Source organism: Burkholderia sp. HI4860 (assembly GCF_002223045.2).
Lineage (GTDB): Bacteria > Pseudomonadota > Gammaproteobacteria > Burkholderiales > Burkholderiaceae > Burkholderia.
This window is the reverse complement of sequence record NZ_NKFO02000001.1, coordinates 2,774,403-2,799,278: the sequence shown is the minus strand read 5'-3', so window position 1 is coordinate 2,799,278 and position 24,876 is coordinate 2,774,403. Positions and strand designations below refer to the sequence as shown.

Genomic DNA, 24,876 nt, shown 5'->3' with positions numbered 1-24,876 from the left:
TGCCACAATAGGGATGTGCCCATCGTCTATCCGGCTTTCCCGACTCCAGTACACGCAGTCTGCGGTAGCATCAAGCTCTCTTCCAGCCGAGACGTGACGAACGCAAGTCCATGAAGGTTCTTATTGTCGAAGACGATTCCGCGATCGCAGCGAACCTCTACGACTATCTCGAAGGTAACGGCTATGAGGTCGACATTGCTTCCAATGGCAAGGCAGGACTGCGGATGGCGATCGCCGACTCGTGGGACGCCATCCTGCTCGATCTGGCGCTGCCCGGCATGGACGGACTCACGCTCTGCCGCAGGTTGCGCGAAGAGGCGCGGCGGGACACACCGGTGCTGATGCTCACGGCCAGGGACGCACTGGACGACAAGCTGGAGGGCTTCGTGCACGGTGCCGATGACTATCTGGTCAAGCCGTTCTCGCTGAAGGAGGTCGGTGCACGTCTTGGGGCCCTGATCAAGCGCTATCGCGGGCAGGTCGCCACCATGGATCTTCTATTCGCCGACGTAAGACTGGATCTGTCGACGATGACCGTCGAACGGGCCGGGCATCCGGTCAAGCTTCCCCCAAAATGTCTTCAGTTGCTGCGCATCCTGCTGCAGTCGCCTGCGCGCATGTTCACTCGCGCCGAGCTTGAATCTGAAGTCTGGGGTGAGGAGCTGCCCGACAGCGACACACTGCGCACGCACATCTACACCCTGCGCAGGGCGCTCAGCGAGCAGGGCGAGGCCGACCTTGTCGAGACCATCCATGGCGTCGGCTACCGGCTCGTTGCACCTGATCAAGATGCGAAATAGCCTGCGCTTCAAGGTCGCGCTTTTCTTCTCGGTGCTGACCATCGCGTTGCTGGTCGCCCAGGCGCTCGGCGTGAGGACACTGGCCGAGGCACAGGAAGAGCGGCTGATCACGGCACTCATCCATGACGACATGACGAATGTGCTCAAGAGTTACGAAGCCAACCCGTCCCTGCTGCCGCCCTTCGATGTCCGAATGAATGGCTATGTTTCGGGCGCGGACAGCCGGACCATTACGCTGCCGGTGACGATCGGGAGTCTGCCTGCCGGCACGCACGAAATCATCATTGACGGACGGGAGATCCACGTCGCGATCGAGCCGCTCGGCGCGGCGCGGCTGTACCGCGTTTACAACTTCAGTATTTACGAAAAGCATTTCAAGGAAGTCATCAATGCCCTGATGGCAGGCACAGGTGTCTTTGCATTGCTCACGATCTGGCTGTCCTTCGGCCTGTCGGGTCTGTTGGTGCGGCAGGTTGCCGGTCTCGCGCGGCAGGTCAAGGAACTGCGGCTCGGCGGGGCGGTACCGATCCAGCCCGGCAGGTACGATGAGACGGAACTCGTCGGGCTCGTGGAGGCTTTCAACGACTACCACCGGCGCATTGCCGACATGATTGCTCGCGAGAAGGAGTTCACGGGGAATGTGAGCCACGAACTGCGAACGCCGCTTACGGCAATCAAGACGAGCTGTGAACTGCTTGAACAGGATCCGGCGATCAGCGGCAAGTCGCGCACACGTCTGCAGCAGATCGAGCGTGCGGCCGACAACATGCGCGAACTCGGCAACGCGCTGCTGACGCTCGCGAGAGAGGATTCGGCACGCGAGGTCGAGCCGATGGCGCTCGCGAACCTGATTGAAACGTCGCTGACGCGTTTCGCCGACCGTTTTGCCCGAAAGGACCTGGCGGTCGTCAATGCTGTGGAACGCGGTGTTTGTGTGCTGGCAAACCGGTCGGCGCTCGCGATCGTGCTGTCCAACCTCATCGACAACGCCGTCCGGCATACCGAACACGGACGCCTTCAGTTTCGCTACGCAGACGGCTGGTTGCACATCGAAGACACCGGGCCAGGCATTCCGGCACACGCACTCCCCCATGTCTTTGACCGGTTCTACCAGGCCGGGTCGCCGCGCACTGCGACGCCTGGCGTCGGAATCGGCCTGTCGATCGTCAAAAAGGTCTGCGATCGCTATGGATGGTCGATCCGGATCGACAGCGAGCCAGGCGTTGGCACCTGCGTCTCGCTGCGCCTGCCGGCGACGAGCCGGACCTGAGTCGACTGCACGCTTGCTGATGCGTTCTTGACGAAAACTTCACAAACCCCTGCGTAGCATGGGCTTATGGGCTGTTCCGTAAGTTACCGGAACAGATATTGACCAGATTGTGAAGGAGTCGCTCATGAAATCGCTAATCGCTGCACTCTTCGTCGCATCCTCTGCGATTGCCCCCTTACTTGCATTTGCCCAGCCAACCCCCGGCCCGACGCGCGCCGCGGTCCGTGCCCAGTTGGCGTGTGCGGAGCAGTCAGGATTGATGCGTCTACCCAGAAATAGCTACCCCGACAAGATGTCCGAAATGAACTGCGACACCTCCGGTTCCGGGGCATCCATGAACGGGAACGCCCAGGCGGGCGCGCCAACGTGGCAGCAATCGAACCCGACCCTGTTCAGGCACCACTGAGAGCGGCACATGTGGCGTTGACAGAGCTGGCGTCAATACCGCATGCCCGCCCCGGCGGCGTCCTGGCCGTTCCTTCTTGACGAAAACTTCACAACCGGTGGCGTAGCATCCGCCCCGGACGCTGCCCGGGTGGGCGGCACACCATCCGATGGGATGCAAGAATGCGCCGCACATTATCGTTTGTCTTTATCGCCTTCGCCGGGATGGCCGGTTGCACGACCTACCATCCCGAGCCGATCGCCCCCGCCCAGCTTGCCCGGCAATTCGAGGAGCGCACGCTGGCGAGCGAGGCGCTGCAGGCCTACGTGGCGCGCGAGACCGGTCACGACGTCACGCCCTGGCCGCCTGCAGTCTGGAATCGTGAGATGCTCACCCTGGCGGCCTTCTACTACAGCCCCGCCCTCGACCTTGCCCGTGCGCAATGGAGCACGGCCAACGCCGGTATCGACGTCGCCAACGCGATTCCCAACCCGGTCCTGCAGTTGCCGTTCCAGTACAACACGCCTAACCCGGGGCCGGGAGCGCCCTTCACCTGGGGGCCGTCGCTCGATATTCCGATCGAGACCGCGCACAAGCGCGGCTATCGCGTCGATCAGGCGAACCACCTCTCGGAAGCGGCCCGGCTGAACATCGTCAACGCAGCGTGGAGCGTTCGCGCTCAGGTCCGGGATGCCATGCTCGCCCTCTACGCCGCCCGCGAACGCATGGCCTTCCTGTCCGCCAAGGCCGACGCCGAGCGGCAGATCACCGTGATGAGCCGCCACCGCCTCGCTGTCGGCCAGTACTCGCAGCCCGACGTCGACGCTGCCGTCCTTGCCGACACCCAGGCCCAGAGCGAGCTGGCCGCCGCGCGAAGCGCCGAACAGGACGCGCTCGCACAACTGGCTGCCGCCATCGGCGTGCCGGTCACCGTGCTCGACCGCGTCACGCTCGACCTGAGCGCCTTCGATACGGTTCCGCCTGCGCCGCCCGCAACGGATGCGCAGCGCGCGGCGATCTTCCATCGCGCCGATCTGCGCGCCTCGCTGGCCGATTACGCCGCGGCCGAATCGGCGCTTCAGCTCGAGGTCGCGAAACAGTATCCGGACATCCACCTCGGCTCCGGCTACACGTACGACACGGGCACCAACAAGATTGGCTTCGGGCTCGCCGGCATTACGTTGCCGATCTTCGATCAGAACCAGGGCGGCATCAGGGAAGCCGAGGCGAAGCGCAAGGAAGCTGCCACGCGTACCGGCGCGTTGCAGGACAGGATTCTCGGCGATCTTGCGCACGCGCTGGCACGCTACCGGGCGAGCCTCGAAGCGCTGCAGCTGTCCGACGCCCATCTGGCAAGTGCCCGCCGGCAACTCGAAAGCCAGGCGGCGGCTTTCGCCAGCGGCAATGCGGACCGGCTGACCTTCACGCAGGCGAAAGCTGACTACCAGACCAGCAAGAGCGCCCACCTCGACGCCGTAGTCGCGGTCCAGCAGGCCGCTGGCGCGCTCGAAGATGCGATGCAGCAACCCCTGGGTCATGAGGCGGTGAGCGATACCCTCAGTGAAGAGACACCATAATGAAACTCCGGCTGATCCTACTTTCCGTCATTTCGCTGGCCCTCGCTGCCGGTGCAGGCTGGTACATCCTGAACCAGGCGTTTGACGACGCCAGTGCATCGACCGCCACGGCAGCCCGGTCGGCTCCGACGCCCGCCGTACAGACGGTCAACGGTGAAACGGTCGTGGTCGTGAGCCCCGAGGCCCAACGGGCCAGCCACATCGAGGTGGCGCCGCTTGCCGCCGTCATGAGCCAGTCCGGCATCAGCGCCGACGCGATGGTCATCGATCTGCAGCCGCTCTTCGATCTGCGCAACCGGCTCGCGAGCGCGCGCGCGGACGTTGACACCTTCACCGCGCAGGCGGCCAGTTCGAGGACGCAGTACCAGGGCAGCCGCACACTGTTTGCCGACGACCGCAATGTTTCGCAGAAGAGCCTGCAGGCTGCACAGTCGACGATGCAGGGCGACGAAGCGAAACTGCAGTCTGCCCGGGTCACGCTGAACGGGCTGGACGGCGCGATGCGGCAGCAGTTCGGCGACGTGCTCGCGAATGCCGCGGCCGCACCGGCCTCGAGGCTGTTCCAGCTCCTTCAGTCGGGCCAGGCTGTCGTGCTGCGCGTCACGTTGCCCACAAGTTTTGGTATGGCGCCACCCGAGCGCATCGCCGTCGATACGGCTGACGGCCGCGTGGTGCCGGCCCAACGGCTTTCCGCCTCGCCACTCGTTGATCCGGCCGTGCAGGGGAGCCCCTGGCTCTACGTCGCCGACGCCACGCTGCCCGCCAATCTGCGCACGAGTGCACGCGTGCCGACGTCAAGCGAGGCCGTATCGGGGCTGCTGATCCCGGCGCAGGCGGTGGTGTGGTACGGCGGCCAGACGTGGGCCTGGGTGCGCACGGCCCCCGAGCGCTTTACGCGACGCTACGTGCCGGCCGGCAACGAGGACGACCGCGGCTTCATGGTCACGTCGGGCTTTCACGCCGGCGACCAGATCGTGACGCAGGGTGCGCAACTGCTGCTCTCCGAAGAGCTCAAGCCTCAGGGCATCGCCACCGCGTGCAAGGATCCGCCCGAATGTGATGACTGATCCTGCGACCGTACCGTGCATGACCTGCCCAGAACAACGCGACTCCACGTCCCATTCCACGCCCCATGCTTGACGCGATCATCCGCTTTTCGCTGCGCTTTCGCGGCGTCATCTTCTCGCTGGCCGTGATGGCGGCCGGCTACGGGCTCTTTACGCTGACGCGCGCCAAGCTCGACGTTTTTCCCGAATTTGCGCCGCCGATGAGCATCGTGCAGACGGCCGCTCCGGGCATGACCAGCGAACAGGTGGAGAGCCTCGTCACCCAGCCGGTTGAAAATGCCCTCGGCGGCATGACGGGCCTGAAGTCGATTCGCTCGCGGTCCATGCAGGGCCTCTCCTCGGTCACGCTTGTGTTCGATGACCACGCCAACGTGATGCAGGTCAGGCAGCTCGTCACCGAGCGCATCGGCGGGCTTGCGGGCTCGCTACCAGTGGGCGTCACCGCACCCCAACTCCTGCCGCTCACCACGACAACGAGCGTCGTGCGCACCATTGGCCTGACGTCGACGACGCGCTCGCTCGCGGACCTCTACGACATCGCCCAGTGGACGGTCAAACCGCAGCTGCTCGGCACTCCCGGCGTGGCCGACGTGATTGTGTTCGGCGGTGAGACGCGCCAGCTGCAGATCCAGGTCGACCCCGCGAAGCTGATGCGCCACGGCCTGTCGATCCCGGACGTGATTGCCGCGGCGCGCCAGGCCACCGGCGTGCGCGGCGCCGGGTTCATCGAGAACAGCAACCAGCGCATCGCCGTCAACGCCGATGGCCAGATCGCGACACCGCAAAAACTGGCCAGTGTCGTGCTGCGTTCCAGCAACGGCGCGGCGGTTCGTGTGGGTGACGTCGCCAACGTGACCTGGGGCAGTGCACCTGCTGTTGGCGCAGCATCGATCATGGGCAAGCCCGGCGTGATGGTGGTGATGGAAAGCCAGTACGGGACCAACACGATGGCCGTGACGCGCGACATCGAAAGGACGCTCGCGGGACTCGGACCCGCGCTCGCCCGGCAAGGTGTGGACGTAAACACCAACGTCTTCCGGCCCGCCAACTTCATCGAGGCCGCCGTCGGCCACCTGCGCACCGCGCTCATCGTCGGCGCCGTGCTGGTCATCGCGGTGCTGTTCCTGTTCCTGCTCAACGTGCGCACCGCCGTGATTTCCGCGGTGGCGATTCCGCTGTCGCTGCTGGTCGCGATCATCGTATTGACGTCGTTCGGCGTCAGCCTGAACACGATGACCCTGGGTGGGCTCGCCATCGCGCTCGGCGAGGTGGTCGACGATGCCATCATCGACGTCGAGAACATCTACCGGCGCCTGCGCGAGAACCGCACGCTGCCCCAGCCGCTGCCCGCTTTCCGGGTCGTGCTGCGTGCTTCGCTCGAAGTTCGCAGCGCCGTGGTGTTCGCCACCTTCATCGTAACGCTGATCTTCCTGCCCGTGCTCACGCTCACGGGTATCGGTGGACGGCTCTTTGCGCCGCTGGGTATCGCCTACATTCTCGCCGTGCTCGCGTCGCTCGGCGTCGCCCTGACGCTCACGCCGGCGATGGCACTCGCACTGCTGGCGAAGGGACCCTTGCCCGAGCGGGAGCCGCGCCTGATCGGGCGCCTCAAGACGCGTTACATCGCGCTGCTGACGAAAGTCGAACAGCATGTGAAGGCGGTCATGGTGATCGTCGCGGTGATGTGCGCCGCGGCGCTCGCGTCACTGCCATTCATGAGCGGGAGTTTTATTCCGCAACTGCGCGAAGGCCACTACACGGTTCACATGGGGCTCGCACCGGGCACCTCGCTCGCCGAATCGCTGCGCATCGGCACGCAGGTCTCGAACGCGCTGATGCAGGTGCCGGGCGTGCGTCTCGTGGCACAGCGTGCGGGCCGCGCGAATGGCGTGGTCGACCCCACCGGCGTGCAGCTCTCCGAGTTCGAAGTCGACCTCAAGCCGATGGGGGCATCGGGCCAGAGCTGGGCGCTCTACCGGATTCGCCAGGCGCTGGCGCGCTTTCCGGGTCTCTCCACCTCGGTCAACACGTTTCTCGAGGAACGGATCGACGAAACCATTTCGGGCACCACGGCCCCGGTGGTCGTGAATGTGTTCGGCAACAATCTCGACGTCATCGATCGCACGGCGCAGCAGATCGCCCAGCTGATCGGCACGATCCACGGCGTCGCCAGCGTGCGGGTGGATTCGCCGCCCGGGATTCCGGAACTGGACGTGCGGCTGAATCCCGACGCCCTGAGCCGCTGGGGCTTCCGGCCCGTCGAGGTGCTCGATGCTCTCCAGGCTGCCTACGCGGGCGTGACCGTATCCCAGATCTACGAGGGTAGCCGCAGCTATGACCTCGCCGTTGTGCTCGACCCGGCCCAGCGTCAGACCGTCGGCGACATTGGCAAGCTCATGGTGCGCAATGGCGACGGCCTTGCCGTGCCGCTGGGCTCGCTCGCGACGATCCGTCAGGTCGCGGGACGCTACCAGATCACACATGACGGTGGCCAGCGCGTGCAGACGGTATCGGTCAATCTCGGCAGCCGGCCCGTCAGCGACTTCGTAAAGGAAGCACAGGCGCGTGTGAATCACGCGATCAGGATGCCGCCGGGCACGTATGCCGTCTTCAGCGGTGAGAGCGAAGCGCGCGCGCAGTCGCAACGCGACCTGCTCGCATACGGCGGGATTGCGCTGGTGGGCATCGCGCTGCTGCTGTTCCTCGCAATGAAGAGCCGTCGCGGCGTGCTGCTGGTCATGATTAACCTGCCCTTCGCGCTCGTGGGCGGGGTTCTGAGCGTCGTGCTGACCGGCGCGAACCTGTCGCTGGGCAGCATGGTGGGATTCGTCACGCTGCTCGGCATCTCGCTGCGCAATTCAATCATGCTGATCAGCCACTACGAGCATCTGGTGCACGTCGACCGGCTGGCCTGGGACATAAATACGGCGGTGCGCGGTGCGTCGGAACGGCTGGTGCCGATCCTGATGACTGCACTGGTGACTGCGCTCGCCCTGCTGCCGCTCGCCGTGACGAGCGGCGCGCCGGGTAACGAAATCGAGGGGCCGATGGCGATTGTCATTCTTGGCGGCCTGCTCACCTCGACCGCACTGAACCTGATCGTACTGCCCACCTTGGCACTGCGTTACGGGCGTTTCGCGCGCGAGGAACTGGTCGAACCCGGACAAGCAGCGGTATCAGGAGAAACGGGCGATGGCCAGTGACGAGGTGTCACGGTAAAGACGAAGCGAACGCGACCCGCATTGCGAACCATTGGAGAGATCCCCGTGATTGGTCTGAACAAGCTGCTTGACGGGAAGAAGCTCCATCTGGTGTTTGAATTGAGCCTGTGGTTCAAGGCGATTTTCGCGCTTTCAGAAATCGCTGCCGGCGTTGTCACATACTTCGTTCCGCAGCGGCTTTTTCTGACTTTTGTGCGTTTGGTCACGCAGGATGAGTTTGCGGAAGATCCCCATGATCTCGTCGCCAACTTTCTCCTTCATACCGTACAGCACCTTTCTGTCGACACCCAGAAATTCGCGGCGATTTATCTGCTCGGACACGGCGTGATCAAGCTGTGGCTGATCATCGGTTTGCTGTGCGAGAGACTTTGGTACTTTCCCATTTCCATGATTGTTTTCGGCCTGTTCATTGGCTACCAGGTCTATCGATTTACATTCACGCACTCAGTCTGGTTGTTGCTCGTCACGGCCTTGGACATCGTCGTTATCGCCCTCACCTGGCACGAATACCGATATCTCCGAAACGGGCAGAAGGCGGTAATGTAGAGCGCCTGGCTGGGATCCCGTGTCGGGCGGAGCTGATACAGTCCGCGGCGCCGCACCGGCCTGATGCCCGGTAGAAAACAGCTTTCTCCCGATTCCAGACAACGAACGATGCTACCTGATACATCTACCATCGACCGCATTCCGATTCCCCGTGCAGTCCGGATGCTGGGGTTTGTCAGCCTCTTCATGGACTTTTCGTCCGAACTGGTTCATGCGTTGCTGCCCATCTTTCTCGTCACCACGATGGGCATGAGCGTGAGCGCGCTGGGTGTGCTCGAAGGGGCAGCCGAAGCGACCGCAATGATCGTCAAGATCTTTTCGGGGCCCGTAAGTGATTGGCTTGGCAAACGCAAGGCGCTGTTGTTGCTCGGCTACGGGCTGGCCGCGCTTTCCAAGCCGCTTTTCCCGCTGGCCGGCACACCCGGGATTGTCGCGGCCGCACGACTTGTCGATCGCGCGGGCAAAGGGATTCGCGGTGCGCCGCGTGACGCCCTCGTCGCAGACGTCTCGCCCCCGGAGATTCGTGGCGCCTGCTTTGGACTGAGGCAGTCGATGGACACGATCGGAGCATTTGCAGGACCCCTTGCCGCAATCGTATTGATGCTCGGGTTTTCCGATCACATTCGCACTGTCCTGTGGTTCGCGGTCGTACCCGCGTTCATCGCGGTCGGCCTGATCCTGTTTGGCATTGAGGAGCCGGTCGGTGAAGGTGCGCCTCGTCGCTTCCGGTCCCCGCTGCACTGGCGGGCATGGCGTGAATTTCCGGAGCGCTACTGGTTCGTGGTCGCGATCGGTGCCACCTTCACGCTTTCGCGCTTCAGCGAGGCCTTCCTTGTCTTGCGCGCGCAGCAGACCGGGTTGAATATCGCGTGGATTCCCGGCGTGATGGTGGTCATGAGTCTCGCCTATTCGCTCTCCGCCTACCCCGCGGGAGCACTTTCGGATCGCATCGATCGCCGGTTTCTACTCGCCTGGGGGCTCGTGCTCCTGATCGCGGCAGATCTTGTGCTGGGCACGAGCGCGTCGATCATCACCGTCCTCCTCGGCGTTGCGCTCTGGGGCCTGCACATGGGTTTCACACAAGGCATTCTCGCGGCGATGGTCGCAGAAACAGCGCCGCAGACACTTCGCGGAAGTTCGTTCGGCCTTTTCAATCTCGCGAGCGGCGTCTGCATGCTGGTCGCGAGCGTCATCGCCGGTTGGCTGTGGGATCGCCATGGCGCGTCGGCGACGTTCTTTGCCGGAGCCGGTCTGGCTGTCGTCCCACTGGTGATGTGCCGTTTCGCGCCACGCCTGGAGAAGCGCAACCGCTGACCGATCCTGATCTTCACGACAAAAGCCTCTTATGGAAACGCTCGAAGCGCTCAATCAAACCATTTTTCTCGTGCTCAACGCCACGCCAGCGACGCCGCATTGGCTCATCGGAATGGGAGTGATCATCGCCAACTATGCTATCTGGGCGGCTCCTGTCATACTTGTCTGCCTGTGGTTGGCGGGCGGCGACGAGAGGCGGGAAATGGCCCTGCGTGCATGTTTTGTTGGCTTCCTGGCACTCGGCATTAACCAGTTGATCGGAATGGTGTGGTACCACCCCCGGCCATTCGCAATCGGAATAGGGCATGCATTCCTCGCGCATGCTCCTGACTCGTCATTTCCGAGCGATCACGCCACATTGCTTTCTGCGATCTCTTTCACACTCTTCTACGCAGGAAAAAGACGACTTGGACTGCTTGCACTGATCGTCGATATCGCCGTTGCGTGGGCCCGCTTGTTTGTTGGCGTGCACTTTCCGTTTGACATGATCGGGGCGGCAATTGTCGCCTGGATCGCCTACATGCTTGGCAGCCCGTTCTGGCGAGTCGGGGGCAGGGTGGTAACCGGGGCTTCGATTGCCTTGTACAGGAAGGTATTGGCTATGCCGATTGGCCGACGATGGCTGCGACCTTAACGGAGCCGTACATGCAGCAAACAGGTCCGCGACATCCCTTGGTTGAAGCAGTCCTATGACGAACTTGCGAGCGGTTTTTGCGGGTGGGCCAGCGCTGCCCTATCACTCAACTCACTTTTCTTGGACGCCATCGACTTCGGCGATCAGATGCTCCGTCTCTCGCGATCGCTATTTCTGTGGGCGCGGACGCCAAGTTGCCGTTGGTACTGTTAGCCATGCCTGAACTCATTGGGGGGCCAGGTTCCTCAAACCCCTGGAGCGAGCGGGCATGTCTTTGCCGAAGGGGGCACAGTCTCCAGAATTCAGTATTGCGAGATACCACGCTCCTTCGACGACAACGAATTTCTTTTACTCACCAATGCGTTAAACCGCTTCTGGCGAAAATTTACGAATCCCGGCCGATCCTCATCACGGCATCAGCCGGGCCGAACTAGAGGGTTGGCCGTGATTCGTTAATACCCGAAGCTTCAGATATTAACGATTACCCGCACCGGGAAATTAGGCGTAGGCGCGTCGCGCACCCTGCGTTCAGGTGCGAGGCCGGGGCATACCCGGCTCGCCACTGCTCAGCCCTGGCTTGCACGTAACGACTCGCCGAGGCAGTACTTCCCGTAAATCAGGCAGTGGGTCGTAACCTGATGCGGTGCAGGCGCTCTCGCACCCGCGCTCGAGGTGTCTCCCAATGTGATATCGCCGGTGTTTCTGGCTGCGAACATGAAAGCCAGGACCACAAACCCGGCCAGAAGCATCGCGATCCACGCTGCATCCCGGTTTTTCAGGTACTTCACGACAATTCCTCCTCAGCAAGATCGGCCACTGCGGTTACCATTTCCTGTCGCGCCCCGCTCAACGGCCATCCGGCCGGCATCTGGCGTCCACCGGGCGTCCCGCTGTATGCTCCGGCGGGATTGAGGTGCGGGTCACAACAAACGCGCCCTGAACTGAGCTGCGTGCAGCTGCACGCGTGAAACGACTGATGCAGCGCGCTATTTCAACAGGGTCATCTGCACGACCTTGAGCACGACGAGCCCCACGGCCAGCAGCAGGTAGCCGCGCAGGACTCCCATCCAGACACGCTTGGCCAGCGTCAGGTTCGGCGCCGGCAGATCGTTCAGCGGCGGCATGCGCCACGTGTCGCGTGCGCCCTCTGGCCATGCCTGGGTTGAGCCCACGGGGTCCCTGCTACCTCTGCGCAGCGCAGCCGTCACGGCATAGCCAGCGATGGCCAGCACGGTTCCGCCCGCGAGTACTACGAGAATCGTCTCACCGCTGATATCCGGGTACATCACCGACGCGGTCAGGATGATCGACAGCATCACCAGCACCCAGATCACCGCCCCTGTGAACAGGTTGAGCTTTCTGGAGTTGACCCATGGTCCGAGCACGGCCTTGTCGTTGCACAGGAGCAGCAGGAACACCGTAGCACTCGGCAGCAACACGCCGGCGAGCGTCTGGACCGCTTCGGTCAGCAGTCCGAGGGGGCTACCGGGAATCAGTACGATTACGGCAGCCAGCGCGACAATGCCGAAGTACACAAGGTAAAAGCCTTTCGCGTCCGTCACGCCCCGATGCAGCGAGTGACGGATCTTGAACACGTCGCCAATCGCATAGGCGGTCGACAGCGAGACTGCCGCTGCGCCGATGATCGCCGCATCGAAGAGCGCAATCGCAAACAGCACGGCCGAGGTACGGCCGGCGTATTTTTCAAGGCCGGTGATGACGCCGCCCGCATCCGTAAAATTGCCAAATTCGGGCTTTCCCGAGAACAGCGCGGCACTGAACGCCATCATGGCCACTGCGCCGATCAGCACCAGTGCGATGCCGATCCACAGGTCGGCTTTCTCGTACTTCATGAAGCGCGGCGTAATGCGCTTGTCGATCACATAGCTCTGCTGGAAGAACAGCTGCCAGGGTGCGATCGTCGTACCAACGATACCAATGACGAGCAGCATCACATCCGAAAGCTTCGAGTGCGCAGGCCAGTTCGGGATGAAGAAGTCGCGCGTCATCTGGCCAACCGGCGGATGTATCGACACCAGCACGGGAACAAGGAGCAGGCTCAGCGCACACAGCACGACGGCGAAGCGCTCGAAGCGCCGGAAATTCCCCGTACTGACAGCGGCCATCGTCAGCGCTGCGGCGATGCAGACGCCCGCGATACGGGAGAGGCCGAAGAAGTCGAGCACAAACGTGATGCCAATGAATTCGGTGACGATCGTGAGCGCGTTGAGCAGGAAGAGATCGATCACGCTGAACGCCCCCCAGAACTTGCCAAAGCGCTCGAAGATCAACCGCGCATGCCCGACGCCGGTGACCGCACCGAGCCGCAGGACCATTTCCTGGTTGACGAAGAGGACGGGCACGAGCAGCAGAAGCGTCCACAGCAGCGTCGTGCCGTAGTTCTGGCCAGCCTGTGTATAGGTGCTGAAGGCGCCCGCGTCGTTGTCGCCGACCATGACGATCAGGCCCGGGCCCAGAATAGCCAGCAACGTTCGAAAGCGCGCCCACCATGTCGTGCGCGGGGCGGTGTCGTGGTGGGCAATGGTGCCGAGCGCTCCCTTGATGTCGCCCAGATGGGCCGAATCGAGGACTGCGGTGCGTTCCCGCCCGAGCGTGGGTGGTGAGAGATCAGTTGGCGTAGACATTTTTATGGTTCCCGGATTGCGCTGGAACAACTCTGTGGCGGTCAAGCATGCGCGAGCGGACCGGTCGCTGGAAAAACGCGTCCGTCGCGCATGCCGAAATGGCTTACGGCCTGTTACGAGATGAGTCGGCTGACGCAGCGCCAGAATGCAGCGAAGCGGTTCGGTGTGCGGGGCTGCAGCGACAGCATGGTGTCGTAGCAGGCACGCGAGTCGTCGATGTGCGGGTTTTGCGACACGAGAAGGCCAAAGTTCATGATGTTCTCCGTGCGTCTGGCAGGACGCGAAACGTGGGGCGCGGGCAGACACGGAGACCGGCGCATCATGGGCGCCGTGAGGTGCGTGCTACCCGTTTGCCCTGATGAAAAGCAGGGATGAGCGGCATATGGGGTAACTGTCACAGTCCGGCATTTCGGCTCCTTTCTGGCGCCAGATGCGCCCGTACAGGTTCACGCGCTGCTCACAGGGAGCAGATGCGCACGCGAGTGGGACTCGCGTCACGATGCCATTGACTTCGCGCAAGCACGCGGGTCGATGGCGCTTTCTGGGGTGCACGGGGCTGCGTTACTGCGGCGCGCACCGTCTGCCTGACGGCAGGACGGCGGCTGATAGGTGAGCGCGGGGACGTCCTGCCAGTCAGGCAGCGAAACGGATCAAAGGTCGACTACTGCAGGTGTCCAAGGCAATTGCCCCGTCCGTGAAGATTGTTGGATTGTAGGGGGTGGGGGTATCCTGAGTCAACCGGATCTAAGCTGGGGGCAAAAAATTCGTGTTGCGTGCCGATCCTGGCCCCATGAATCGCCAATTCAGGCGGTTTTGTGGGTGACGCGGTCATCGCCACGGGTCCAACTCGATCAACGAACGGGCATGATGCCGGAGAATTTCCGGCCAAATAATATACCTATACCCCCTATATCTTTGTAAATGTGCTACAGTCCCGTCCAGTCTTCACGGAGATGCCTTTCATGAGCCACACAATTCGCGAGAAACAGAAGCTGCTCAACCGGGTGCGCCGCATCAAGGGGCAGCTCGAAGCGGTGGAGCGCTCGCTCGAGGAAGAGCGCGGTTGCTCCGAGGTGCTGCAGCAGATTACGAGCTGCCGTGGCGCGATGAATGGTCTTCTGGCAGTGGTGCTGGAGGACCATGTCCGAACTCATCTGGTCGATGCCGATCCGTCGCACGGGCATGTCAGCGGCACAGAGGAGCTGATCGAAGTGATCCACAGCTATTTCAGGTAAGAGGGCAACATGAGCGATTTCCAGAGCGCAGCCTTTGGCGCCGGACACGATCACATCTATCTCGGCGCGGCACACGCGCAGAACGAGCGGCGGACCTGGGCAGTCATTGCGCTTTGCAGTGCGATGATGGTGGCCGAGATTCTTGGCGGCAGTCTGTTCGGCTCACTGGCGCTGGTCGCCGACGGTCTGCACATGTCAACGCACGCGGGTGCCATGCTGATCGCGGCGCTTGCTTACACTTACGCGCGCCGGCACGCGTCGGATCCGCGCTTCGTGTTTGGAACCGGCAAGCTTGGCGATCTGGCGGGGTTCACCAGCGCCATCGTGCTGGCGATGATTGCGCTGCTGATCGCCTATGAGGCGGTATCCCGTTTCTTTTCGCCGGTGCCAATCCATTTCGGGGAAGCGATTCCCATCGCGGTGGTCGGACTGCTGGTCAACCTGGCGAGCGTCTGGCTGCTGAGCGGTGACCATCACGGTCATGGCCACGGGCATGCGCATGGACATGGGCACGGTCACGGTCACGGCCATGGCGACGAAGATCACGGCGACCATGCTCATGACGATGAGGTCCGGCGCATATTCACTCCGTCTGGCGTGTTCGAGGTTTCGGTTTTCGAGGACGGCGTGCCGCCCGTCTTCCGCATAACGCCGGCGACGGAGGATTCGCGCCTGGCCGCAGACGGGGTTTCGGTCACGACGGTACGCCCGGACGGCGCACGTCAAGCGTTCACGTTCGTTGACCGGGGCGGCTACCTGGAGTCAACCGACCAGATTCCGGAGCCGCACGAGTTCAAGGCCGTCGTCCGGTTGAGCGACGGCTTGCACGAACTCGCCTTCGAGGAGCATGAGCACGACCATGACGACGCAGTCACCGCTGCGAACCGGGATCACAATATCCGTTCGGCGTACGTCCACGTGATCGCGGATGCAGCCGTCTCCGTGCTGGCCATCATTGGGCTGGTGCTGGCGCGTACGTTCGGCTGGATGTGGATGGACCCGCTTGCCGGCGTGATTGGCGCACTGGTGATCGCGAACTGGTCGTGGGGTTTGATGCGCGACACGGGCGGGATTTTGCTCGACATGAATCTGGACCGCAAACTGTCTGACAATGTCCGTCGCACGATCGAGGGCCATGGCGACCGGGTAATCGACCTGCACGTATGGCGCCTGGGACCCGGTCACATGGGCGCGGTGGTGTCGGTTGCGACTACCGAGCCGCAACGCAGCCCTGGCTTCTATCACGCAGCACTCAAACGCTTCCGGGGCTTGTCGCACGTGACGGTGGAAGTCAACCCGACGCGTGTCGCAGCCTGAGCGATGGCCGTCAGGTCACCGTGCATCGACGTGTGCGTCATGGATGGTCGGACAGGGTTCTGCACCGGCTGCCTGCGCACACGCGATGAAATCCGCAACTGGAAGACAATGACGGACCATCGGCGGCATCAGGTCATCAACGATCGCGCGCGACAGCAGGCAAAACTTGTACGAGGGCCGGCGCACGGCGATGGCCGGGGCGCCACGGGCTCTGGAACTCCGGAATGACGAAGTGCGGTGTAGCGCCGTGAAACACACTTGCCTGAAGGGCGCCGCAGCCGCCTTGTACGGCCACACTAACACTACCGGCGACGCCCCGTTGCTATAGCAGATGGCGTCAGACCCGGAGCATATCAACCTGACCGGCGACTCCCGGCGGCTTCCGCAGCGCCAGGACTGGCTTGCGCGAATTCAGGCCGTTGCTGCCGCGGCAGCAGGCTTGACGTGCCTTATGTTCTCTGAGGCCGCCGCTGGAGCCAAACCAGCGCGATGGTCACGGCGCAAAAAGCGGCGCCCGCATAGGGGTGCCGTCAAGATTCGGACTTTTTCGTACGTTTAGCGGCGAGATCGTCAGGTTAGGGTCTTCGACACGGAGAAACGTGTGTCCACCAATGAGGAAGTCAACCCTAACGTGACGCGCTTTGGTCGCAGGCCTGACGTCAGGTTGAAGCATGCCTCAGCCTGACACCCGACGCGTGACTGAGCGCACCGATGCGCAGATCACCGGGGCGCCCGGAACGCGCGCAGCGCCCATGTGAGCGACAAGGCAAAAAACGCCAGCAGCACGACCACGGCGATGCCCTGATGCTGGCTGACGAGTGCTCCGGCCGCCGTGCCGGACAGTGCCAGCAGCACGATCGGCAAATGGCATGGGCACGTGAGCGCCGCGAGCGCACCCCAGAGCCAGGCGCGCCAGCGGGCGCTACGAGTTAATCCGGGTGCAGTTGGATCACGCACGGTTTGTGCTCCCCGCGTTTCGCAGGCAGGTGGCCCCCAACAGCCGCTCGGCACACTCGCGGCCCACGGCGAAGGCGTCCCGGACGCTCACAACCTCGATGCCGGGGCGTGTCGCGGCCCACTGCTGACCCGCGGCGGCTGTCGTTTTCAGAAGACGGCTGCACTGAACGTCAGAAGCCGACTGCACTATAGCAGCGGAGGGGTTGGATCCATCAGGCAACGACGGGCTGCTGCCGGCCAAGAGCGACCAACTGATGTGAGAACCCGAGCGGCAGTTTGAGGCTGAGAGCTGCCCCTCGTGCTGCGCGCTTGGATCGGCGGCTATCGACCGATAGCAGGCGTCTATATTTGGCATAGATAGCACAACTTATTTCCCTCACAGGCACCCGCGACCATGTCTCAAAAATGACATCAACGAGTCATCATGGTGTCATATCACGACATTACCATCGCTGCAATTCAGATTCGTAATCAGGTCATCATTTTTGATTACGAATTCAAATCTGCCGGAGGTGTCATGATCGAACTACAGAATGTCTCAGTCAGTTATGGTGATGCGATTGCACTGTATCCCACCACTCTCAAACTCCATCAGGGACAGTTCACCGTATTGCTCGGATCTTCCGGCGCTGGAAAATCCACGCTACTTCGCTGTATTAATTCGCTGCATGCGTCGCAGCGCGGCACCACCATTGTCGCCGGCTTAGGAAATTTGGCGAACTCGCGTGCATTGCGCATGCATCGCCGACAGACTGGCATGGTGTTTCAACAGCATCAATTGATTGGCCGACTGACGGCTTTGCAAAACGTTTCGATGGGCCGAATGGGCTACCACACGGCATTACGCAGTCTATTCCCCCTCCCGGCGAAGGATCAATCCATATGCCTGCAAAGTCTGGACCGAGTCGGCTTATTGCACAAAGCCTTAAGCCGTGTCGACGCATTGAGCGGCGGCCAGCAGCAACGCATCGGTATTGCCCGGGCTCTGGCTCAGCAACCTAAACTGGTGTTGGCTGATGAACCGGTAGCCAGCCTCGATCCTGCTACTGCAGAGCGAGTGCTAAGTCTGCTGCACCGCATTTGTAAAGAGGACGGGATTTCGGCGGTCGTCAGCCTGCATCAGGTAGACCTCGCTCAACGTTATGCCGACCGTATTATTGGCCTGTCCCATGGCCGAGTCATTTTTGATGCCGCACCGCAGACTTTGGATCAAGCCAGTTACGACACGCTGTATGAACAAGTACCCCGTTCTTCTTTGAGCGTTCCACAAGACGCTCGAGAGGAACGGCTTATCGATACTTCATTTCCCATGCAACTTGCTACCGTAAAGGATTGATTATGAAAAAACTCGCATCCGCATTAATGTCTGTCTTGCTTGCCGCCGTCTGCAGCATTGGCCATGCATCATCCAATCCCGATCCAGAAACGCTCAAAGTTGCGCTACTGCCGGACGAAAACGCATCGACCGTAATTAAAAACAACAAGCCGCTCGAAATCTATCTGGAAAAAGAGCTGGGAAAGAAAATTGAGCTGGTGGTTACCACTGATTACTCGTCAATGATCGAAGCCATGCGTCACGGCCGTATCGACATGGCATATTTTGGCCCCTTGTCGTATGTGCTGGCTAAGCAAAAGAGCGACATCGAGCCATTCGCAGCGATGAAGCAAAAGGGTAGCACTACCTACCAGTCCGTATTGATCGCCAATACTGGCGCCGGCATCGCCAAAATCAGTGATATCGTCAACAAGAATGTCGCTTACGGTGATGTGGCATCCACCTCCAGCCATTTGATTCCGAAGTCGATATTGGCGGAAAACGGTTTGAAAGCCGGCGAAAACTATCGCGAACACTTTGTCGGTGCGCATGACGCGGTGGCCATGGCCGTGCAAAACGGTCACGCGCAGGCTGGCGGCTTGAGTAAGCCGATTTTTGAATCCCTGGTTCAGCGCGGACTGGTCGATCCCAACAAAGTAAAAGTTCTTGCCGAATCGAAGCCATATCCGCAATACCCGTGGACCATGCGCAGCAATCTGAAGCCGGAACTGAAGGAAAAGATCCGTGCAGCCTTCTTGAATCTCAAAGATCCGGAAGTCCTGAAACCTTTCAAAGCCGATGGTTTCGGCCCGATCAGCGACAAAGACTATGACGTGGTGCGCAGCCTTGGCACACTGCTCAAGCTCGATCTGTCGAAGTTCTAAGTGAGCGACAGCATGCAAGCTGATTTTGGTTTGATTCTGGCCGAGCGCCAGCGCGTATGGAACCGCACGATACTGCAGTTTGCCGTTGTGCTGGCGATTGTGATCGGTTGCTGGTATTACGTCGGCCTATTTGATGCCGAGCGATTGAAGGATGGCATGCCAAGCCTGGTAAAAATTGCCGGCGAGATGTTCCCACCGAACTTCTCGCAGGCTGGCACCTGGGTCAAACCGGTACTGGATACCTTGGCCATGAGTATCGCCGGCACGGCAATCGCGGTATTGCTATCCATTCCCTTAGGAGTGCTCGCCGCGCGGAATACTAGCCCTCATCCACTCGTGTATCAAGCCACACGCGGCATGTTAAACGCTTTGCGATCGATACCCGAACTGATCATGGGCATCCTGTTCGTGGCAGCCGTTGGCTTCGGCGCATTGCCGGGTGTTTTAGCCCTAGGCTTACATTCGGTTGGCATGATCGCCAAATTTTTTTCGGAATCGATCGAACATGCCGATCCGGCACCGGTAGAAGCCGCGCATGCAGCGGGCTGCACGCCATTGCAGGTGATTTTTCATGGGATCTTTCCCCAAGTGCTTCCGCAAATGGCCGATACCGCGATCTATCGATGGGAATACAACTTCCGTGCTTCGACCGTGATGGGCATGGTCGGCGCCGGTGGAATCGGGTTCGAGCTGATGGGCTCTCTGCGCATCATGCAATACCAGGATGTCTCGGCTATTTTGCTGGTTATTTTAGGCATGGTTACCCTCGTCGACGCCTTCAGCTCCTTCCTGCGTCGCAAGTTCAAATAACTCCCAAAGCTTACAAAGGTTTTTATGAAGCCCAAAGTCGTCCTCACCCACTGGGTGCACCCGGAAATCATCGAATTGTTGTCCGCTAGCGCCGATGTTATCCCCAACACCACACGGGAAACCTTGCCGCGTTCTGAGGTAATTGCGCGAGCCAAAGATGCGGATGCACTCATGGCTTTCATGCCGGACAGCATCGACAGCGCGTTTCTCGAGGAATGTCCAAAGCTGCGTGTCATCGGCGCCGCGCTTAAAGGCTATGATAACTTCGATGTCAACGCCTGCACACGCCACGGTGTATGGCTTACGATTGTGCCGGATTTGCTTACGATCCCGACCGCTGAACTGACTATCGGCCTTCTTCTCGGTTTGACAAGGCATATGCTGGAAGGCGATAGGCAAATCCGTAGCGGACACTTCCAAGGCTGGCGGCCGACACTATATGGCTCTGGTTTGACAGGAAAAACGCTTGGCATCATTGGTATGGGGGCGGTCGGCCGTGCAATCGCCCAGCGCTTGGCTGGCTTTGAAATGAATCTCTTGTATTGCGATCCGATTCCGCTCAATGCCGAACAAGAAAAGGCTTGGCACGTACAGCGCGTCACGCTCGATGAACTGCTCGAAAAATGTGATTATGTCGTGCCGATGGTTCCGATGGCCGCAGAGACACTGCATCTGATCGATGCCACCGCGTTGGCCAAGATGAAAACCGGTAGCTACCTGATCAATGCATGTCGCGGCTCGGTCGTGGATGAGAATGCGGTGATAGCAGCACTGGCGTCTGGAAAACTAGCTGGATATGCAGCCGATGTCTTCGAGATGGAAGAATGGATACGCGCTGATCGCCCGCAGGCTATCCCCAAGGCGCTGCTCGACAATACGGCACAAACGTTTTTTACGCCGCATTTGGGATCGGCGGTCAAGGAAGTTCGGCTTGAAATCGAGCGGCAGGCAGCGATGAACATCATCCAGGCACTCGCTGGTGAAAAACCGATGGGCGCGATTAATCAGCCGTATCCGGGAGTAAAGGCGGCGTGATAGATCTGGAGCGTGTGGCGACGTTCATTGCCGTCGTCAAATGCGGGGGCTTTCGCGAAGCGGCGAAGCAAACTGGATTGTCCCAGCCAACAGTAACGCAGCATATCAAGCGGCTGGAGCAGTCTTTGCAGGCCCGGCTGATTGACCGCGCAACAATGCCGCAAAGCCTGACATTGGAGGGAAAGATTTTTTTCCCCTATGCGGAACAATTGCTCCGTACTAGCCATAAGGCTACGGCAGCCCTCCACAATAAAAGCCTGGTCGTTGGTGCAAGCTCCAATATCGGCATTTATCTTTTACAACCCTATATCAAGGCGCTCCAAGATAAATTAGCAAACAAGATCGATGTGAGGATCGGCAAAAATATCGAGATTGCCGCTTTGCTGGAAACGCTTGAAGTGGATGTAGCGGTAATGGAGTGGTGGGACTCACGTCCTGGGTTCGTCTCAACAGTATGGCGGCGCGAGAGGATGGTTGTCATTGTTCGCCCCGGCCATCCTTGGGCTGCCGAGTCGACCATTCCACTTAAGTGGTTAAAATCCCAGATCTTGCTTGGAGGCGAAGCGGCTACCGGAACTGGGCGCCTACTACAACAATATGCCGGTGCCGACTCGGCAGAGTTCACAGTGGGTATGCAGTTAGGTAGCACCGAGGCGGTCAAACACGCGGTCCACGCAGGGCTAGGAATCTCGCTTGTGATGGAAAGCGCGGTCAAGCATGAACAGGCAAGCGGATGGTTACATGCAATTCCGATTGAAGAAGATGTTTACAAAGATCTTTATCTCGTACATCGCTCAGAAACTTCGTTAAGCGGTCCGGTGGCAAGCCTTGCAGATTTGATTCTCCATTCTCCGGATTTAGGCTCAATAGAATATAAATAGCAAAACGAATGTCTGCTTCTGGCCGAGAGCTGACCTTCTCTGCGCGCATCTCACTGACCGCAACCGCTGCACTGCCGGCGCTGGGCCAGAAATTCTGAGCGGCTCTTGAGGGTCGACACCGGTAATCGGATCGTTGCCGCACTGAACAGCGCCCCGTTCCAGGTCGCCTCCATTTATGCGGCTGAACCGAGGGAGAGCAGCTTTACGCCGTCTGGCCGCAGTTCGCCCTTGGGCGACACGTGCCGGTAGAGCGTCTGCCGGGTAATCCCGAGTTCTTCGCAGAGATCGCCCACCTTGGTTTCCGGTTGCCCCATGCTGGCCATCGCCAGGCGTAGCTTGGCGGCGGTCATCTTGAAGGGGCGCCCCCCTTTCCTGCCGCGAGCGCGCGCCGAGATAAGTCCAGCGACTGTTCGCTCGGAAATCAACTCACGCTCGAACTCGGCCAGCGCGGCAAAAATACCGAACACAAGCTTGCCGGCGGCAGTCGTCGTGTCGACCGCCGCACCGTGACCGGTCAGGACCTTCAGGCCCACGCTACGCGCAGTTAGGTCGTGCACGGTGTTGATCAGGTGGCGCAGATCACGGCCAAGCCGATCGAGCTTCCACACGATCAGCGTGTCCCCTTCACGAAGCGCCTTCAGGCAAGCAGCCAACCCTGGGCGATCATCGCGCCTGCCCGAGGCCAGATCCTCGTAAAGGTGCGCAAGGCTCACACCAGCGGCGATGAGCGCATCGCGTTGCAAATTGGTGGACTGGGATCCGTCCGCCTTCGATACCCGCATGTAGCCGATCAGCACCTTTTCACCCGTCACGTATACGTTCGATTATGTGACAGTGTGCACCGGAAAGTTCTGGTCGTCAAAATTTGTCACTTAACCCGTCATTCTGTCTAAGACATGCAAAGGGTCCATCAGCCTCGTAATGTGACAGAAATTCCGGGGGAATGCCTTCCTTTGCAAAGGTGGCGCGCAACTGTTCCAGGGAAGCGGGATCGCGCCGACCATAGGAAGCCAACGCGAACAGCGAGCGTGCCGTCTCGGGGTCGTGCCGGGCTTCAATGATCGCCTCACTGATAGCTTGGACCGCCCGTTGCCAGTGATTGACGGGTTCGGGCTTCGGCGGTTTCGCCGGCAGACCACTGGTGAACCCGGTTTGGGGCTCGGACGAGAACAGCTTTGCATGCTCGCCTGGCGGGCTGATATCCCTCAACTCGATCAAGCTGATTGCCGTTGCCGCCGCCTCCAGCATCTGCAACCGTATTGCCGGGTTCAGGGTTTCATACGGTCGCCACAGACTTTGCCCAGCACGCAGCGGATGCCCGCAGCCTTGCCAGACTTGGCGGAGATACCCCGCGTAGGTTCCGCACGCCGAAAGCGGGGTGTTCAGCTCATCGAGCAGCGTGCGTAGCAGTCGAAACCACAATCCAGCGTGGATGCGTCGGCACGGCAGTTCCACATGGCCGGTCGTCAGTGCCTGCCAGGTACGCCGGTCCATCACTGCAATCGCGTCGCTGGCGGTGCGCGACGCAGTGTCGGCGTTCTCCCAGCCGAGAAACCGCCCAGGCACGCCCCAATAGGATTCCAGCCAGCAGCCATGCAGCGGGCAGCTCAGCATCAGGGGCAGCTTCCATGCAAGCAGTTCGGCTTGGTTTGCCGGGTCGTTCAGACAGAGAGGACAGGCGCGATGTATCGGCTGGCTGGGCAGCCAGGCACGCCAGCTCGTGATGGATCGCGTCCTACGGCGGAGTTTCGGCAGCAGCACCGAGAGCTGGAACGCATAGGTTTCCAATGCGTCTGGAATCTGATCATCAAGGCTGTCCAGTAGCCAAGGCACCCAGCCGGCGAAACTCATGCAACGCAGCCGGTCCGGCTCGATGCCGCTCCGCTGGGAGAGCATCGCCAACAGCGCCAGTGGTGGCGCGGTATCCAGGTCATCAACCTGAGCGTGACCAAGATCGTGCTCCAGCAGCTCGGACACCTCCATGTGATAGCAAAGGGCCACGCGGTTGAGCCACGAAGACAAGGCTTCGCCTTCTCTGGGGGCCGGATGCAGTGGCCAGCGTGGCGCTGGCTTCACATCAGTTCCCGCTCGAATTGCCGCCGCCGCTCGCTGGGACCGGTGTAATCGGCCATGCTCAGCGTGCGATGGTTGATCGCTTCCTCGCCGCTCTCCACTGCGACGATGGCCGCCGCCATCAGCAAGTGCGCCAGTTCGCCGATGGTGCCCTCGCTGCGTGTGAGCAGGTAGCGGGCCATGTCCAGCGTGGCAATCGACGAGGGTCGCCGCAGTGGAAGCGAAGCGGCGAAACTGGCCAGCAGTGAGCAGCAATCGTGATTGGCCTCCCATACCGGCAGCATCATCGGCTCGAAGCGATTTTCCAACTGGTCATCGGAGCGGATGGCCAGGTAGGCGTCGCGCGTGCCGACCCCGACCAGTGGGATGCGCAGTTCATTGCCGAGGAAGCGCAGGAGATTGAGGAATTCCCGGCGATTGACGCTGTTACCGGCCAGGACGTTGTGCAACTCGTCGATCACCAGCATGCGCACGCCGACCTTGCGCAGCAGTGCCAGCGCCAGTTGTTCCATTTCTGGCAGCCGTGGGCGCGGTCGCAATGGCGCACCCATCGCCGCGAGCAGCGCGACGTAGAAGCGGATTACCGACGGTTCGGATGGCATCTGCACGACCAGTACCGGAATGTGCTCCTGGTCGGCATCGGCTCTGGCCGGATGCGTGCGCCGGAACTTCTCGACGATCATCGACTTGCCGTTGTTGGTCGGGCCGACCAGCAGCAGGTTGGGCATGCGTTGCTTGTTTGGCCACGTATACAGGATTTCCAGCCGGTTCAGCGCCTCGACTGCTCGCGGATAGCCGATCCAGCGGTCGGCGCGAAGGCGATGGATGCGTTCGTCCGCCGGGAGACGGGCCAAGCCCTGGGCCGCCGGCAGCAGGTGGGACAAGTCGATGATGGGATATTCTTCCACGG

General features: G+C 61.0%; 24 protein-coding genes. 17 read left to right on the top strand and 7 right to left on the bottom strand.

Going from position 1 to position 24,876, the window contains the following annotated elements; translation table 11 throughout:
* Positions 1–110 precede the first annotated feature (110 nt).
* From CFB34_RS12465 to CFB34_RS12425, 9 genes are all read left to right on the top strand, one after another.
* Entirely contained in the window at positions 111–800 is a 690-nt protein-coding gene (locus tag CFB34_RS12465; protein WP_027813543.1) for a response regulator transcription factor, read from the top strand.
* A complete protein-coding gene (locus CFB34_RS12460) occupies positions 790–2,070 on the top strand; it encodes a HAMP domain-containing sensor histidine kinase (protein ID WP_027813544.1) in 1,281 nt (426 codons plus the stop codon). The genes CFB34_RS12465 and CFB34_RS12460 overlap by 11 nt, the downstream gene beginning before the upstream one ends.
* A gap of 124 nt (positions 2,071–2,194) precedes the next feature.
* Positions 2,195–2,476 carry a DUF4148 domain-containing protein gene (locus CFB34_RS12455; protein ID WP_046543880.1) on the top strand — a complete coding sequence of 94 codons (282 nt, stop codon included), beginning with the start codon at positions 2,195–2,197 and terminating at the stop codon, positions 2,474–2,476.
* A gap of 161 nt (positions 2,477–2,637) precedes the next feature.
* A complete protein-coding gene (locus CFB34_RS12450) occupies positions 2,638–4,032 on the top strand; it encodes a TolC family protein (protein ID WP_027813545.1) in 1,395 nt (464 codons plus the stop codon).
* Entirely contained in the window at positions 4,032–5,099 is a 1,068-nt protein-coding gene (locus CFB34_RS12445) for a metal transporter (protein WP_027813546.1), read from the top strand. The genes CFB34_RS12450 and CFB34_RS12445 overlap by 1 nt, the downstream gene beginning before the upstream one ends.
* A 65-nt stretch (positions 5,100–5,164) precedes the next feature.
* Positions 5,165–8,302: an efflux RND transporter permease subunit gene (locus tag CFB34_RS12440; RefSeq protein ID WP_027813547.1), complete on the top strand. Its 3,138-nt coding sequence runs from the start codon at positions 5,165–5,167 to the stop codon at positions 8,300–8,302.
* A gap of 63 nt (positions 8,303–8,365) precedes the next feature.
* Positions 8,366–8,866 carry a DUF2127 domain-containing protein gene (locus CFB34_RS12435; protein WP_034176083.1) on the top strand — a complete coding sequence of 167 codons (501 nt, stop codon included), beginning with the start codon at positions 8,366–8,368 and terminating at the stop codon, positions 8,864–8,866.
* A 108-nt stretch (positions 8,867–8,974) separates the two neighbouring features.
* Positions 8,975–10,180: an MFS transporter gene (locus CFB34_RS12430; protein ID WP_046196988.1), complete on the top strand. Its 1,206-nt coding sequence runs from the start codon at positions 8,975–8,977 to the stop codon at positions 10,178–10,180.
* 31 nt (positions 10,181–10,211) lie between these two features.
* Positions 10,212–10,814 (top strand): undecaprenyl-diphosphatase, encoded by a 603-nt coding sequence (locus CFB34_RS12425; protein ID WP_027813550.1) that lies wholly within the window; start codon positions 10,212–10,214, stop codon positions 10,812–10,814.
* Positions 10,815–11,380: 566 nt separating this feature from the next.
* Here the strand turns inward: CFB34_RS12425 and CFB34_RS12420 are convergent.
* The 3 genes from CFB34_RS12420 to CFB34_RS12410 form a co-directional block, all read right to left on the bottom strand.
* On the bottom strand, positions 11,381–11,602 hold the full coding sequence (locus CFB34_RS12420) for a hypothetical protein (RefSeq protein WP_027813551.1): 222 nt from the start codon (positions 11,600–11,602) through the stop codon (positions 11,381–11,383).
* A gap of 198 nt (positions 11,603–11,800) precedes the next feature.
* Positions 11,801–13,459 carry an NRAMP family divalent metal transporter gene (locus CFB34_RS12415; protein WP_027813552.1) on the bottom strand — a complete coding sequence of 553 codons (1,659 nt, stop codon included), beginning with the start codon at positions 13,457–13,459 and terminating at the stop codon, positions 11,801–11,803.
* A 113-nt stretch (positions 13,460–13,572) separates the two neighbouring features.
* Positions 13,573–13,713: a hypothetical protein gene (locus tag CFB34_RS12410; RefSeq protein WP_164531308.1), complete on the bottom strand. Its 141-nt coding sequence runs from the start codon at positions 13,711–13,713 to the stop codon at positions 13,573–13,575.
* Between the two features lie 708 nt (positions 13,714–14,421).
* Here CFB34_RS12410 and CFB34_RS12405 point away from each other — a divergent pair.
* Genes CFB34_RS12405 through CFB34_RS12395 form a run of 3 tightly spaced genes read left to right on the top strand, consistent with a single transcriptional unit; the run spans position 14,422 to position 16,239 of the window.
* Positions 14,422–14,694 (top strand): metal/formaldehyde-sensitive transcriptional repressor, encoded by a 273-nt coding sequence (locus tag CFB34_RS12405; protein WP_027813553.1) that lies wholly within the window; start codon positions 14,422–14,424, stop codon positions 14,692–14,694.
* A gap of 9 nt (positions 14,695–14,703) precedes the next feature.
* Positions 14,704–16,011: a CDF family Co(II)/Ni(II) efflux transporter DmeF gene (dmeF, locus tag CFB34_RS12400; protein ID WP_027813554.1), complete on the top strand. Its 1,308-nt coding sequence runs from the start codon at positions 14,704–14,706 to the stop codon at positions 16,009–16,011.
* A 3-nt stretch (positions 16,012–16,014) separates the two neighbouring features.
* Positions 16,015–16,239, top strand: coding sequence for a DUF1289 domain-containing protein (locus CFB34_RS12395; protein WP_027813965.1), 225 nt, complete (start codon positions 16,015–16,017; stop codon positions 16,237–16,239).
* 492 nt (positions 16,240–16,731) lie between these two features.
* Here CFB34_RS12395 and merE read toward each other — a convergent pair whose 3' ends face one another.
* A complete protein-coding gene (merE, locus tag CFB34_RS12390; protein ID WP_027813555.1) occupies positions 16,732–16,968 on the bottom strand; it encodes a broad-spectrum mercury transporter MerE in 237 nt (78 codons plus the stop codon).
* Between the two features lie 517 nt (positions 16,969–17,485).
* Here merE and phnC point away from each other — a divergent pair.
* The 5 genes from phnC to CFB34_RS12365 are packed head-to-tail and all read left to right on the top strand — an operon-like array spanning position 17,486 to position 21,893.
* Entirely contained in the window at positions 17,486–18,304 is an 819-nt protein-coding gene (phnC, locus tag CFB34_RS12385) for a phosphonate ABC transporter ATP-binding protein (protein WP_020200553.1), read from the top strand.
* A 2-nt stretch (positions 18,305–18,306) separates the two neighbouring features.
* On the top strand, positions 18,307–19,167 hold the full coding sequence (phnD, locus tag CFB34_RS12380) for a phosphate/phosphite/phosphonate ABC transporter substrate-binding protein (RefSeq protein ID WP_038442281.1): 861 nt from the start codon (positions 18,307–18,309) through the stop codon (positions 19,165–19,167).
* A 12-nt stretch (positions 19,168–19,179) separates the two neighbouring features.
* Complete coding sequence (gene phnE, locus CFB34_RS12375) at positions 19,180–19,977, top strand: phosphonate ABC transporter, permease protein PhnE (RefSeq protein WP_024569577.1); 798 nt, start codon at positions 19,180–19,182, stop codon at positions 19,975–19,977.
* A 24-nt stretch (positions 19,978–20,001) separates the two neighbouring features.
* On the top strand, positions 20,002–21,012 hold the full coding sequence (locus tag CFB34_RS12370; protein ID WP_009238667.1) for a phosphonate dehydrogenase: 1,011 nt from the start codon (positions 20,002–20,004) through the stop codon (positions 21,010–21,012).
* Positions 21,009–21,893, top strand: a complete 885-nt coding sequence (locus CFB34_RS12365; protein WP_080324167.1) for a LysR family transcriptional regulator — start codon at positions 21,009–21,011, stop codon at positions 21,891–21,893. Before CFB34_RS12370 ends, CFB34_RS12365 begins: the two co-directional genes overlap by 4 nt.
* A 173-nt stretch (positions 21,894–22,066) precedes the next feature.
* On the opposite strand, the gene CFB34_RS12360 is transcribed toward CFB34_RS12365, so the two are convergent.
* The 3 genes from CFB34_RS12360 to CFB34_RS12350 form a co-directional block, all read right to left on the bottom strand.
* Positions 22,067–22,690, bottom strand: coding sequence for a recombinase family protein (locus tag CFB34_RS12360; protein ID WP_003155741.1), 624 nt, complete (start codon positions 22,688–22,690; stop codon positions 22,067–22,069).
* A gap of 61 nt (positions 22,691–22,751) precedes the next feature.
* Positions 22,752–23,969, bottom strand: coding sequence for a TniQ family protein (locus tag CFB34_RS12355; RefSeq protein ID WP_038442277.1), 1,218 nt, complete (start codon positions 23,967–23,969; stop codon positions 22,752–22,754).
* The gene (locus CFB34_RS12350; RefSeq protein ID WP_009687862.1) at positions 23,966–24,874 is read right to left on the bottom strand and encodes a TniB family NTP-binding protein; all 909 of its coding nucleotides are present in this window, start codon (positions 24,872–24,874) and stop codon (positions 23,966–23,968) included. The genes CFB34_RS12355 and CFB34_RS12350 overlap by 4 nt, the downstream gene beginning before the upstream one ends.
* Positions 24,875–24,876: the final 2 nt, after the last annotated feature.

Bases quoted from the DNA above. Each gene is read 5' to 3' on its own strand.
- CFB34_RS12405 (WP_027813553.1), top strand. From the start codon at position 14,422: ATGAGCCACACAATTCGCGAGAAACAGAAGCTGCTCAACCGGGTGCGC.
- CFB34_RS12425 (WP_027813550.1), top strand. From the start codon at position 10,212: ATGGAAACGCTCGAAGCGCTCAATCAAACCATTTTTCTCGTGCTCAAC.
- CFB34_RS12460 (WP_027813544.1), top strand. From the start codon at position 790: ATGCGAAATAGCCTGCGCTTCAAGGTCGCGCTTTTCTTCTCGGTGCTG.
- phnC (WP_020200553.1), top strand. From the start codon at position 17,486: ATGATCGAACTACAGAATGTCTCAGTCAGTTATGGTGATGCGATTGCA.
- phnD (WP_038442281.1), top strand. From the start codon at position 18,307: ATGAAAAAACTCGCATCCGCATTAATGTCTGTCTTGCTTGCCGCCGTC.
- phnE (WP_024569577.1), top strand. From the start codon at position 19,180: ATGCAAGCTGATTTTGGTTTGATTCTGGCCGAGCGCCAGCGCGTATGG.
- dmeF (WP_027813554.1), top strand. From the start codon at position 14,704: ATGAGCGATTTCCAGAGCGCAGCCTTTGGCGCCGGACACGATCACATC.
- CFB34_RS12370 (WP_009238667.1), top strand. From the start codon at position 20,002: ATGAAGCCCAAAGTCGTCCTCACCCACTGGGTGCACCCGGAAATCATC.
- CFB34_RS12415 (WP_027813552.1), bottom strand. From the start codon at position 13,459: ATGTCTACGCCAACTGATCTCTCACCACCCACGCTCGGGCGGGAACGC.
- CFB34_RS12445 (WP_027813546.1), top strand. From the start codon at position 4,032: ATGAAACTCCGGCTGATCCTACTTTCCGTCATTTCGCTGGCCCTCGCT.
- CFB34_RS12465 (WP_027813543.1), top strand. From the start codon at position 111: ATGAAGGTTCTTATTGTCGAAGACGATTCCGCGATCGCAGCGAACCTC.
- CFB34_RS12430 (WP_046196988.1), top strand. From the start codon at position 8,975: ATGCTACCTGATACATCTACCATCGACCGCATTCCGATTCCCCGTGCA.
- CFB34_RS12395 (WP_027813965.1), top strand. From the start codon at position 16,015: ATGGCCGTCAGGTCACCGTGCATCGACGTGTGCGTCATGGATGGTCGG.
- CFB34_RS12410 (WP_164531308.1), bottom strand. From the start codon at position 13,713: ATGAACTTTGGCCTTCTCGTGTCGCAAAACCCGCACATCGACGACTCG.
- CFB34_RS12450 (WP_027813545.1), top strand. From the start codon at position 2,638: ATGCGCCGCACATTATCGTTTGTCTTTATCGCCTTCGCCGGGATGGCC.
- CFB34_RS12455 (WP_046543880.1), top strand. From the start codon at position 2,195: ATGAAATCGCTAATCGCTGCACTCTTCGTCGCATCCTCTGCGATTGCC.
- CFB34_RS12440 (WP_027813547.1), top strand. From the start codon at position 5,165: ATGCTTGACGCGATCATCCGCTTTTCGCTGCGCTTTCGCGGCGTCATC.